This window comes from Burkholderia sp. Bp9031 (assembly GCF_003857965.1).
Classification (GTDB): Bacteria; Pseudomonadota; Gammaproteobacteria; order Burkholderiales; family Burkholderiaceae; genus Burkholderia; species Burkholderia ambifaria_A.
Window position 1 is genome coordinate 59,464 of record NZ_QTPW01000037.1, and the last position, 10,635, is coordinate 70,098.

General features: G+C 69.4%; 12 protein-coding genes and 1 pseudogene. 9 read left to right on the top strand and 4 right to left on the bottom strand.

The genetic code is table 11. From position 1 onward, the window contains the following. The first annotated feature begins 22 nt into the window (after nt 1-22). The 4 genes from DIE15_RS32045 to DIE15_RS32060 all read left to right on the top strand — a co-directional run bounded on the left by DIE15_RS32045 (nt 23) and on the right by DIE15_RS32060 (nt 3,404). Nucleotides 23-1,078 (top strand): trans-acting enoyl reductase family protein, encoded by a 1,056-nt coding sequence (locus DIE15_RS32045; RefSeq protein WP_124835354.1) that lies wholly within the window; start codon nt 23-25, stop codon nt 1,076-1,078. Further along, nucleotides 1,065-1,832, top strand: a complete 768-nt coding sequence (locus DIE15_RS32050; protein ID WP_124835356.1) for an isocitrate lyase/phosphoenolpyruvate mutase family protein — start codon at nt 1,065-1,067, stop codon at nt 1,830-1,832. The genes DIE15_RS32045 and DIE15_RS32050 overlap by 14 nt, the downstream gene beginning before the upstream one ends. 120 nt (nt 1,833-1,952) lie before the next feature. Next, nucleotides 1,953-2,510, top strand: coding sequence for a carboxymuconolactone decarboxylase family protein (locus tag DIE15_RS32055; protein WP_124835358.1), 558 nt, complete (start codon nt 1,953-1,955; stop codon nt 2,508-2,510). Nucleotides 2,511-2,558: 48 nt separating this feature from the next. Further along, complete coding sequence (locus DIE15_RS32060) at nt 2,559-3,404, top strand: helix-turn-helix domain-containing protein (protein WP_124835359.1); 846 nt, start codon at nt 2,559-2,561, stop codon at nt 3,402-3,404. Between the two features lie 44 nt (nt 3,405-3,448). Here DIE15_RS32060 and DIE15_RS32065 read toward each other — a convergent pair whose 3' ends face one another. Beyond that, nucleotides 3,449-4,660 (bottom strand): MFS transporter, encoded by a 1,212-nt coding sequence (locus DIE15_RS32065; protein ID WP_124835361.1) that lies wholly within the window; start codon nt 4,658-4,660, stop codon nt 3,449-3,451. 70 nt (nt 4,661-4,730) lie between these two features. Here DIE15_RS32065 and DIE15_RS32070 point away from each other — a divergent pair, with 70 nt between their 5' ends. Next, nucleotides 4,731-5,765: an AraC family transcriptional regulator gene (locus DIE15_RS32070; protein ID WP_124835362.1), complete on the top strand. Its 1,035-nt coding sequence runs from the start codon at nt 4,731-4,733 to the stop codon at nt 5,763-5,765. Nucleotides 5,766-5,858: 93 nt separating this feature from the next. On the opposite strand, the gene DIE15_RS37240 is transcribed toward DIE15_RS32070, so the two are convergent. Then, nucleotides 5,859-6,026 (bottom strand): hypothetical protein, encoded by a 168-nt coding sequence (locus tag DIE15_RS37240; protein ID WP_162840552.1) that lies wholly within the window; start codon nt 6,024-6,026, stop codon nt 5,859-5,861. Between the two features lie 76 nt (nt 6,027-6,102). Beyond that, nucleotides 6,103-8,007: a DUF3857 and transglutaminase domain-containing protein gene (locus DIE15_RS32075; RefSeq protein WP_124835364.1), complete on the bottom strand. Its 1,905-nt coding sequence runs from the start codon at nt 8,005-8,007 to the stop codon at nt 6,103-6,105. Between the two features lie 333 nt (nt 8,008-8,340). Here DIE15_RS32075 and DIE15_RS32080 point away from each other — a divergent pair, with 333 nt between their 5' ends. The 3 genes from DIE15_RS32080 to DIE15_RS37245 are packed head-to-tail and all read left to right on the top strand — an operon-like array spanning nt 8,341 to nt 9,063. Then, nucleotides 8,341-8,526 (top strand): hypothetical protein, encoded by a 186-nt coding sequence (locus DIE15_RS32080; protein WP_057925886.1) that lies wholly within the window; start codon nt 8,341-8,343, stop codon nt 8,524-8,526. A 57-nt stretch (nt 8,527-8,583) separates the two neighbouring features. Next, nucleotides 8,584-8,859 carry a hypothetical protein gene (locus tag DIE15_RS32085; protein WP_124835366.1) on the top strand — a complete coding sequence of 92 codons (276 nt, stop codon included), beginning with the start codon at nt 8,584-8,586 and terminating at the stop codon, nt 8,857-8,859. A 45-nt stretch (nt 8,860-8,904) separates the two neighbouring features. Next, a complete protein-coding gene (locus tag DIE15_RS37245; RefSeq protein ID WP_175826287.1) occupies nt 8,905-9,063 on the top strand; it encodes a hypothetical protein in 159 nt (52 codons plus the stop codon). Nucleotides 9,064-9,167: 104 nt separating this feature from the next. On the opposite strand, the gene DIE15_RS32090 is transcribed toward DIE15_RS37245, so the two are convergent. After that, the gene (locus DIE15_RS32090; protein WP_057925887.1) at nt 9,168-9,488 is read right to left on the bottom strand and encodes a DUF1840 domain-containing protein; all 321 of its coding nucleotides are present in this window, start codon (nt 9,486-9,488) and stop codon (nt 9,168-9,170) included. A gap of 804 nt (nt 9,489-10,292) precedes the next feature. Between DIE15_RS32090 and DIE15_RS32095 the strand changes: the two are divergent. After that, nucleotides 10,293-10,635 (top strand): annotated as a pseudogene (locus tag DIE15_RS32095) (enoyl-CoA hydratase); the annotation flags it as partial.

Genomic DNA, 10,635 nt, shown 5'->3' on the forward strand with positions numbered 1-10,635 from the left:
CCGTTCTGTATCGGAGTGGATCATGGACGGTCAAATGACGGTTGCGGTGTATGGCGCCACGGGTCACACCGGGCGGTTTGTCGTCGCCGAACTGGAACGGCGCGAGCTCGGCGCGATCCGCGTCGGGCGCGATGCCGCGCGGCTCGCGCAAGGCGGCAACGACGCGACGCCATCGCGCGTCGCAGCGGTCGACGATCCGGCCGCGCTCGATGCAGCATTGCACGGCGCGCACGCGGTGATCAACTGCGCGGGCCCGTACCTCGATACCGCGCTACCGCTCGCCGATGCGGCGTTGCGGGCCGGCATCCCGTATCTCGACCTGACGGCCGAGCAGCCGTCGGTCCAGGCGCTGGCCGACCGGCGCGACGCCAGCGCACGCGCCGCCGGCGTGACGCTCGTGCCGGCCGCCGCGTTCTACGGCGGCCTGGCCGACCTGCTCGTCACGGCCGTCGTCGACCCGCGCCAGCCGATCGAGCGCGTCGACGTCGCGACCGGCCTCGACAGCTGGCATCCGACGCGCGGCACGCGCGTGACCGGCGAGCGCAATCGCGCGATCCGGCTGATTCAGAAGGACGGCAAGCCCGCCGCTGTGCCATCGACGGCGCGCGAACGCCGGTGGCCGTTCCCGTCGCCGCTCGGCGACGTCGACGTGACGCTGCTGCCGTTCTCGGAAGTCATGACACTCGCGCGTCATCTGCGCATCGATACGATCGAGTCCTGGCTCGCGACGCTCGCGCTGCGCGACGTGCGCGATGCCGGCACGCCGCCGCCGCAACCGGTCGACGCGCTCGGCCGCTCGGCGCAGCAATTCGCGCTGGACGCCGTCGTTGTGCAGAACGGCATCACGCATCGCGCGACCGCATCGGGACGCGACATCTATGCAGTCAGCGCACCGATCATCGTCGAGGCGACGGTCCGCCTGCTGAGCGGCAGGACACTGACGTCGGGCGGCGTGCGCAGCCTCGGCGAACTGTTCGACGCGCGCGATTTCCTCGCGGCGCTCGACACGGTCGGCGTATCGTTCGGTACGACTATCGATTCGAATTTCACACGGAGGGATGAGCATGAGCCGCAATAGCAAGGAGAAAGCCGCGTATTTCCGTTCGCTTCACCGCGCGGGCCAGCCGCTCGCGCTGTTCAACGTGTGGGACGCCGGCAGCGCGCGCACGGTGGCCGACGCGGGCGGCGTCGCGCTGGCAACCGGCAGCTGGTCGGTCGCGGCCGCCAACGGTTTCGTCGACGGCGAGCAGATGCCGAAAGCGCTCGTGATGGAAGTGCTCGCGCGGATCGCGCAGGCAACCGACCTGCCCGTCACCGTCGATCTCGAAAGCGGATACGGCGAGCGGCCGGCGGAGATCGCCGACACGATCGCGCGCAGCATCGAGGCCGGCGCGATCGGCTGCAACCTCGAGGACAGTTTTCCGGCGACGGGCGAGCTGCGCACCGTCGACGATGCGGCTGCGCGTGTCGCGGCGGCCCGGCAGGCGGCCGATCGCGCGGATATCGGCTACTTCATCAACGCGCGCACCGACGTGTTCTTCAAGGCCGCGGCCGATACGCACGACGAGCGGCTTCTGGACGACGTACTGACCCGCGCACGCGCTTACGCGGCGGCGGGCGCCGACGGCCTGTTCGTGCCGGGCCTGCGCGCGCCCGCGCTGATTCGCGCGCTGACGGCCGCGTCGCCGCTGCCGGTGAACATCATGCGCATCGCCGAAACGCCGACGCTCGCCGAACTCGCGCAATACGGCGTGGCACGCATCAGTCACGGGCCGTACCCCTACCTGCAGGCGATGAAGGCGCTCGCGGCAGTGGTGAAGCAAGGCGGCTAGCCACTGCCCGGGACGGATAGCGGACAATTACATCCGATGTAATTGGCGCGCGGCGCGGCCGTCCCTACGCTTCGGGTGTCGCGCCGCCATTCCGGCGGCGCTCATCGCCCAGGAGGCGTCGTGTCCCGCTATCCGCTTCATACGATCGACTCGGCCCCTGCCGAGTCGAAGCCCGTCCTCGAGCAGCTCCGGAAAACCTTCGGCACGATCCCGAACATCGCGGCGGCCATGGCTGCGTCGCCAGTGCTGATCAACGGCTTCATCGGCCTGTTCGAGCGCGTGCACGCAAGCAGCCTCACCGAGCCGCAGATCCAGACGCTGCTGCTCACCAACGCGGTCACGAACGCCAGCGAATGGCCGGTCGCATTCCACACCGCGCTCGCATTGAAACAGGGCGTGCGCGCTGCCGACGTCGATGCGCTCCGCCGCGGCGGCCTGCCCGATGATGCGCAACTGGCCGCGCTGTCGACACTGGCTCGCACGCTGATCGAGACCCGCGGCCACATCGCGGATGCCGACCGGCGGCGCTTCCTCGATGCCGGGTTCAGCGACGAACAGTTGCTCGAGGTGATCGCGGTGGTCGCCGCATCGACGATCACCAACTACGTCGGCAGCGTGACGCGACCCGCACTCGAAGCGCCGTTCGACGCGTTCGCGTGGCATGCGGGCGCGGCGTGAGTTCGATATAGTCGTCGGCATCGGTCACCAAACGATCAGGACAACGCGATGAATGCCAGCGGCAACGATCCGAAGGCGCCGCCGCATGAACTGGGCCGGCTGTTGCGCTACTGGCGCGATCTGCGCGGCGTGAGCCAGCTCGGCCTGTCGCTCGACGCCGGCATCTCGCAGCGCCAGATCAGCTTCATCGAAAGCGGGCGCAGCGTGCCCGGCCGCGACACGCTGCTGACCCTCGCGCAGACGCTCGACGTGCCGCTGCGCGAGCGCAACGCGTTGCTGCTCGCCGCCGGGTACGCGCCCGTGTATTCGGAAGCGCCGTGGGATGCGCAGGAGATGAATGGCGTGACCCGCGCGCTCGAACGGGTCGTTCGCCAGCACGATCCGTTCCCTGCGATCGTCATGGACCGGCACTGGAACGTGCTGATGACCAACGATGCGGCGCCGCGTTTTTTTGGCTGCTTCATCGACATGGCCGCACGCGAAGGCCCGCGCAACCTGCTGCGCCTGATGTTCGATCCGTCCGGCATGCAGCCGTTCGTGGCCGACTGGGACAGCGTGTCGCGCAGCCTCCTGCAGCGCGTGTATCGCGAATCGGTCGGCCGCGTGGTCGACGACGACACGCAGCGGCTGCTCGACGAACTGCTCGCCAGTCCGGATGCCCCGCATGACTGGAAAACGCCGCAGGCACCGGCCGCCGCACCGTCGATGCCCGTCATTCCGGTCGGCTTCGTCCACGAAGGCGTCGTGCTGCGTTATTTCTCGCTGATCACGACCGTCGGTGCGCCGTACAGCGCCGCCGCACAGGAACTGCGCATGGAGTGCATGTTTCCCGCGGACGACGCCACCGAAACGCGTCACCGGCAGTTGCTCGACGCGCACGCGCCGACGCACTGAGCAGCAAGCCGATGCGCGATCGCGCGCCGGCTCGCCGCGATCCGTCACTCGGCCAGCACCGTCGCGACGCCGACCCGCTTCGGCACGCCGGTCACGATCGTCGCGACCGCGACGGCCAGCACCGCGGCCGCGCCCAGGAACACGCCGCCCGCGCCGTTCGCGTCGAACACGATGCCGCCTGCCGCCGCGCCCGTCGCGATCGCGAGCTGGATCGCCGCGACGATCAGCCCGCCCGCGCTCTCGGCTTCATCGGGCACGGTGCGCGTGACCCACGTCGACCACGCCACCGGCACGCCGCCGAACGCCATCCCCCACAACGCGACGAGCACCGCGTCGATCATCGGCGCGCGGCCGAGCGCGACGAGCGCGATGCCGAGCACGACCATCAGCGCCGGCATCCCGATCAGCATCGGCCGCAGCCGGTGTTCGAGCACGCGGCCCGCGAGCGACGTGCCGACGAAGTTCGCGATCCCGTAGCCGAGCAGGATCGCCGACAGCCCGTTCACGCCGACGCCGGCAACCTGTTCGAGGAACGGCCGCAGATACGTGAAGAACGCGAAATGCCCGGTGAACACGAGGATCGTCGCGAACATCCCGAGGCCGACGGTCGGCCGGCGCAGCACGTCGACGAGCGTGCGCAGCCGCGTCGTGCCGCTCGGCGGCATCGACGGCAGCGTCATGACCTGCGACGCGAACGCGACGCCGCCGAGGCCGGCCGCGATCAGGAACACGTTGCGCCAGCCGATCAGGTGCCCGAAGTAGCTGCCCATCGGCGCGGACGCGATCGTCGCGACCGCCACGCCGCTGAAGATGATCGACAGCGCGCGCGGCACCATCGCGGTCGGCACGAGCCGCATCGCGGTGGCCGTCGCCATCGTCCAGAAACCGCCGAGCGCGACGCCGAGCACGACACGCCCGATCAGCAGCGTCGCCAGGTTGGGCGCGAACGCGACCGCGAGATTCGACGCGACGAGCAGCACCGAGAACGCGAGCAGCACGCGGCGCCGGTCGATCGTGCGCGTCAGCGCCGAGATCAGGAGGCTCGTGACGAGCGCGACCGTCGCGGTGGCCGTGACGGTCTGGCCGGCCACGCCTTCGGTCACGCCGAGGCTGTCGGCCATCGGCGTGAGCAGGCTCGCGGGCAGGAATTCGGCGGTGACGAGGCCGAACACGCCGAGCGTCATCGCGAAAACGGCGCCCCAGGCCGGTTCGCGGGGAGCCGCCGTGGTGGCGGCGGAGGAGATTCCGGGATTCATGCGCGGTTCCGAGTCGTATAGGGAAAATACCGATGACGACGTATCGTAAGGAACGGCGACAGGACGGTCTATGACATACAATCCGCTCTTGTTGATCGATCGTCCGAATCTCGATATGTCCGAGCCTCTGCTTCCTCCCGTGTCCGACGTGCACGACCTCGTCAGCGAACTGCTGCTCGGCATGCGCCTGAGCGGCGTGCAGTACCGCCGGATCCAGGTACCGCGGCCGTTCGGGCTGAGCTTCGGGCACGCGCCGGGCCGCGCGCAGTTCCATTTCGTCGGGCGCGGGCCCGTGCTGCTGCGCGACGCGGCCGGCACGACGGTGCAGCTCGAGGCCGGCGACGCGATCCTGCTGCCGCACGGCCGCACGCATGCGCTGGTGTCGGATCCGGATGCGCCGTGCCGCGAGATCGGCGGGTTCGAGGTCGCGAAGATCTGCGACACGGTTGCGTCGGTGGGTGCGACATCGTGCGCCGCGACGGAGCCGGCTGCCGGCGACGCGCTGATCTTCAGCGCATGCATGGAGCTCGATCTCGGCGGCATGCAGCCGCTCGTCGGGACGATGCCGGAGTTCATGCACGTCGGCACGCTGCTCGCGCGCTACCCGGAAATCCGTCCGATGCTCGACGCGATGGAGCGCGAATCATGCTCCGAACGCGCGGGCTTCGCGGGCATCCTCGCGCGGCTCGCGGACGTGGTCGCCGCATTCATCGTGCGCGGCTGGGTCGAGTGCGGGTGCGGCGACGCGACGGGCTGGGTGCAGGCACTGCGCGAACCGAAGCTCGGCCGCGCGATCGTCGCGCTGCATCGCGATCCGGGGCGCAACTGGAGCGTTGCGGAACTGGCCGCCGAAGCCGGCGTGTCGCGCTCGGTGTTCGCGGAACGCTTTCTCGCGGCCACCGGGATGACGCCGGTGCGCTACCTGACCGAGTTGCGGATGCGGCTCGCCGCGCAGTGGATCGCACGCGACCGCGAGACGATCGAAGCGGTCGCGTACCGGCTTGGCTACGGGTCGCTCGCCGCGTTCAGCCGCGCGTTCAAGCGCGTGGTCGGGCGGCCGCCAGGGGCGGTGCGCGCGGAAGGCGACGCGCACGCCGACGTGTAACGCATCACGCGTTACGCGTTACGCGGAGCGAAGCGAGCACCTGTAGAACCGCTCCGTTTTCGCCCGGTCGGTCGCCGCCCGTAATGATTCCGCTTAGTCGCCGCGTGCGTCGAGCCGATCGACCAGCGCCGTCGCGCACTGCACCGCCAGCGCTGCGCACTGCTGCGCATCCACCGGCGCGCCGTTCATCATCGCGCCCTGCACGATCCGGCCCAGCAATTCCTTCGACAGGTCGGCGATCTCGCATTCCCGCTTCGTCATGTTCCTCTCCCACGCGTCGGCCGGGTCCGGCCGCGCGTCCGATCGTGCCGGGCGCCGCATGCGCCGCGCCCGACGTTCAACGTTGCGTTGCCCGCACGACGATCTGCGCCTGCGTGTCGCGTTCGATGCGTTCGAGCGAGGTGCGCAACGCCGTAAACTCGTCCGGCGTGCAGACCTGCCGGCCGAACGCTGCCGTCATCCGGCGCGTGACCTGCACGACGTGCGCGGCCGCATCGAATACGTAATGCGACGTGAAGTCGACGAAGCGGTCGTGCACGGCCGTATCGGTCGGCAGGTCGGTCACCATGACACCCGCCGGCAACGCGATCTGGCCGGTCTCGTCGAACGTGCCGCCAAGACACGCCCACGGCTGTGTGCGCACCGGTTCGGCGAGCCAGCCCTCGACCTGCGTCGCGATGCCGCCCGTGACGCTCGACAGCGCGGGCACGGCGGTCGTGCCGTCCGGCCACACGAAGTGATCGAGCGTGCCCGCATACGTCACGTCGAACGGCCCGTCCGTCGCGCGGCGATCGCTGGTGGAGATCTGTGCGCGGCCCCGCAGCCCGCTCAGCCGCAGGCGTTCGTTCGCGAGTTGCCGGATGCGCTCGGGCGGCGCGCGGCGAAACAGCGTGCGTTCGAGCTCCGCGGTCCAGCCATCGTCCTCGACGAGCGCGTGAAACCGCGCAGCGCCCGGCTGCGCCGCATCGATCTCCACGCGCGCGGTACGGCGCTTCGGCTGCGTGGCCGGCGTGCGCGACACCACGCCGGTGTCGACGAGCAGCGCCGGCCGGTCCATCACGATCGGCGGCAGGTAGCCGAATGCGATGCCGCCCGTCGTGGTGTCCGCGTAGAGGCCGAGATCGGGCAGCCACGTGATCGCGTGATTGATCGCACCGCCGCCATAGCCGGGCACGGACGGCAGCGTGTACACGGAGCCGAGATTGATCAGCACCGGTTCGCTGCGGATGCCGACCGCCGCGAGCAACGCGCCGAACAGCGCGACGTGGTCCTTGCAGTCGCCATAGCGGTTGCGCAGGATGTCCGTCACGCGATGCGGCGCAGCGGCCGTCTCGCCGAGAAAGAGCGCGACGTAACGCACGTTCGCCTGCACCCAGTCGTACAGGATGCGCGCCTTGTCGTGCGGATCGGCGGCGTCGGCGGTGAGCGCGCGCGCCAGCTGGACGACGGCCGGATCGTTCGCGCTCGTATCGACGGCCGCGTTGCGGTAGCGCGCGGCGAACGCCGCATAGTCGGGCAGCGTGGATACCACCAACCGGTCGCCGTAGGTCGGATAGCCGACCGAGCCGCTCTCGATCCGGTCGTACGGGCCGTGCCGGTAGGCGAACTCGTAGCGCGTGCGGCCGTTCGCCGTTACCGGCGGCAGCGCGACGTAGCCGCGCGCGTCCGCATGCAGCGGCATGTCGGCCGGCACGTCGAAGATCAGCCGCTGGTTCTCCACCGGCTCGCGCGACGGTTCGACGTAGTAGCCGAAGTAGCCGGCGTTGACGGGCCTCGTGCGCGACTTGCGGAACGCGATGCGCGTGCTCGATCCGGCCTCGACGCCGGGAAACACGACGGTGCGCAGCAGCCCGTCCTGGAAGGTCGGCGCGCCGGCCGAACGCGGCTCCTGGACGTCGCGGATGCCGTCGGGCCCGACCGGATGCGCGACGCCGTCGCGATCGATCGTCTCGGCCGCGACCAGGTCGACCTTCTCCAGGTTCTTGTCGAACCATACGTAGCGCTGCGCGATCGCGTCGATCCCGTTTGCATCGTTCGCGCGCAGTGTCGAATCGTCCTCCTCGTCCAGCGCGCCGTCGTGCTGGATCACGAATACGTGGACATCGCTGACGAGCGTGACCGGCGCTTCGTCGCCCGGGTCGGCGCACGCGGGACGCGCGAGCGCGGCAGCGGCGACGGCCACCGCGAGCGCAGCGGCACATCCCGGCAGGCTACCGGTCGATCGGAACGGAAAACGCACCACGTCGTAGCTCTCTGCGCGTTCGTGTTCATGTCCGGACGCGACGGGCGCGCATCCGCGCGTGCCGCGCGCCGTCGTTCAGCCCAGTGTGGGTGACGTGCCCGCGAGCGTCAAGCCGCGACGCGGCCGGCCGTGCCGTCACGCGCCAGACGGACGACGACACGCCGCACGCGCCACGCCGGCGGGCTGTCGCACTTTCACGAACTACGCCGCGTGCGATCGCTTTTTATATCACGTTGTGACATATAATTCAGACAGGTAAGGCGTGCGTGCGATGTCACCGAAACGAATGACGATCCGGTGAATTCGACGCGCCGACATGGGGAAGGAGACATCATGCTGATCAACAACGATTTCGAAATCGGATATCTCGTGATCGCGTTCGCGCTGCTGGGCGTGATCCTGATCGGTGCGCTGCTCACCGCGCTGCATCTCGAGCGGTGGCATCCGAAGCTGATCGGCGCCGCAATCGGCGCGCTGCTCGGGATCGCGCTGATCGAAGCGATGCCGCTGCTGACGTGAACGCGGCCCGGCGTGCGGCGCGGGGTCGAAACGAACGGCACCCCGAAGGAAATCATCATGGAACCATCGCGCTGCGTGACCTATCGTCAATATGAGATCCACGCGGGCGCCTGGGTCGACCCGGTGGCCGGCGAGGGTCTCGAACTCGGCGCGCTGTACCAGCCGCTCGCGGTCGTGTACTGGTGCGATGCCAGCGGCCGCCACGAGGCGCACCTGCTCGACCCGAAGCACCACGTGTTCCGCAACGACGCGGACGCGATCAAGGTCTCGATCGCCCTGGCCAAGCGCTTCATCGATACGAAGGTGGCCGGCACCGTCAAGCCGGCTAGCTGACGCCCGGCCACCGCGCACCTCGTCCCCCAACCTGCCGGAGGCGACATGGAAAACGGTATCGTCCAGACCCTCGTACTGCTCGCGGTTCTCGTATTCGCGGTGCTGTTCTTCGCGGCTCAACGCAGCCGCGACCGCACGCGCGACCGGCTGCTGCACCGCTCGTCGCGGCGCTCGTCACGCTCGCATACGCACCGTCACCCGTAATCGCGCCGCACAAAAAAATCGGCCGGCGGCACGGCGTCGTGCGACGCCAGACCGTCGGCCTTGCAGCGGAGGTTCAGTCTTCGGGCAGCCGGCGCGTCGCGCGCCTACACACCCCACATCACGTGCCGGCCCTGTTCGTGGGCCGCACGCATCATGTCCAGCAGCGGCCACGCGCGTTGCGCGAGCCCGCCCGCATGCGGCGACAGTTCGGTGCGCAGCGCCTGCGTCGAACGCTCGTGCGCGTTTTCCCGCACCACGTCATCCCTGATCGCCTGCTCGAGCCGCGCGATCGCGCCCGGCAATTCGTCGGTGGAAATCACCCCGCGCACGTCGAGCCCCTTGCCGACGAGCCCCAGCAGGTACTGCGCCAGATCGCGCAACATCACGATGTCCGGTGCGGCGGATGACCGAAACGTAACCATCATCGTCCTTTCCCCCTTGTCGTCGCCGCGGGACCGTGCGGCGCCAGCCGCCGCCGGCCGCGGCGAGGCCTGCGGCCATCCTGCTGCGCCCGGTCGCCGCCCCGTTCTTCTGAACCGGACGTTCGCCCGGCACGATGCGCGCATCGCGCGGCCGGGTTCGTTTGCGGCGTAGAGGCCGGATGACACGAGGGCCTGCTCTTATTTTATATCACGTTGTGATGTATTCAAGCGTACGCCCCCGGAATGGGGCGACTTGTCTTGCGACAACGCCAACGGGAGGCAGCCGCTTCGTTCGCCGCTCGGCTAGCCGACGTTCATCGGCAACAGCACCATCTGCCCCGCCGCGGCACCAGTCCGCACATTCCATGAGACGCGACCGACGGCGCGGCGTCGCTTTCAGCGCGTAAGCGACCAGCACGCTGCACCGCGCCGGGGGCAGTGCACCTGTGCCCGCCGTGCCCGCCCGTGCCGCCGGCTGGCCGCGTCGATCGGCGCCGCATCGTCACACCGGCCGCACGCACCGCGCCCGCTACTCCGGCTGCCACTGCCCGATCCCGGGCCTGCTCCCCTCGCCGCTCTCCCGCCGTTCTCCCGGCGAGCGATCACCTCGAGCGCGTCATTCGCATGGTTCGCACGGTTCGCGCCGGACGCGATGCGCTCGCGCCCGATCGTGCGTTGTTCCCCGCATTTCGACATTAGTGTGCGCGCAACAATGGCGGTGCCTCGCGGCCGGCGCCGTGCGGGGGCGGGTTTCCACGACGCCGGTCGCGACGGTCTTTGAAAAACCACATCTCACGAGGACATACCATGCAACTCCAATCTCATCCGGCGTGCCGTCCGTTTTACGAAGCAGGGGAACTCACGCAGCTGACCGCGTTCTACGAAGAAGGCCGCAACATCATGTGGATGATGCTGCGATCGGAGCCGCGGCCGTGCTTCAACCAGCAACTCGTCACCGACATCATCCATCTCGCGCGCGTCGCACGCGACTCGGGCCTGCCGTTCGACTTCTGGGTGACGGGCTCGCTCGTCCCCGAGCTGTTCAACGTCGGCGGCGACCTGAGCTTCTTCGTCGACGCGATCCGCAGCGGCCGGCGTGACCAGCTGATGGCCTACGCGCGCTCGTGCATCGACGGCGTCTACGAGATCT

Bases quoted from the DNA above. Each gene is read 5' to 3' on its own strand.
- DIE15_RS32065 (WP_124835361.1), bottom strand. From the start codon at position 4,660: ATGAATCCCGGAATCTCCTCCGCCGCCACCACGGCGGCTCCCCGCGAA.
- DIE15_RS32085 (WP_124835366.1), top strand. From the start codon at position 8,584: ATGGAACCATCGCGCTGCGTGACCTATCGTCAATATGAGATCCACGCG.
- DIE15_RS32050 (WP_124835356.1), top strand. From the start codon at position 1,065: ATGAGCCGCAATAGCAAGGAGAAAGCCGCGTATTTCCGTTCGCTTCAC.
- DIE15_RS32070 (WP_124835362.1), top strand. From the start codon at position 4,731: ATGACATACAATCCGCTCTTGTTGATCGATCGTCCGAATCTCGATATG.
- DIE15_RS32045 (WP_124835354.1), top strand. From the start codon at position 23: ATGGACGGTCAAATGACGGTTGCGGTGTATGGCGCCACGGGTCACACC.
- DIE15_RS37245 (WP_175826287.1), top strand. From the start codon at position 8,905: ATGGAAAACGGTATCGTCCAGACCCTCGTACTGCTCGCGGTTCTCGTA.
- DIE15_RS37240 (WP_162840552.1), bottom strand. From the start codon at position 6,026: ATGACGAAGCGGGAATGCGAGATCGCCGACCTGTCGAAGGAATTGCTG.
- DIE15_RS32080 (WP_057925886.1), top strand. From the start codon at position 8,341: ATGCTGATCAACAACGATTTCGAAATCGGATATCTCGTGATCGCGTTC.
- DIE15_RS32090 (WP_057925887.1), bottom strand. From the start codon at position 9,488: ATGATGGTTACGTTTCGGTCATCCGCCGCACCGGACATCGTGATGTTG.
- DIE15_RS32060 (WP_124835359.1), top strand. From the start codon at position 2,559: ATGAATGCCAGCGGCAACGATCCGAAGGCGCCGCCGCATGAACTGGGC.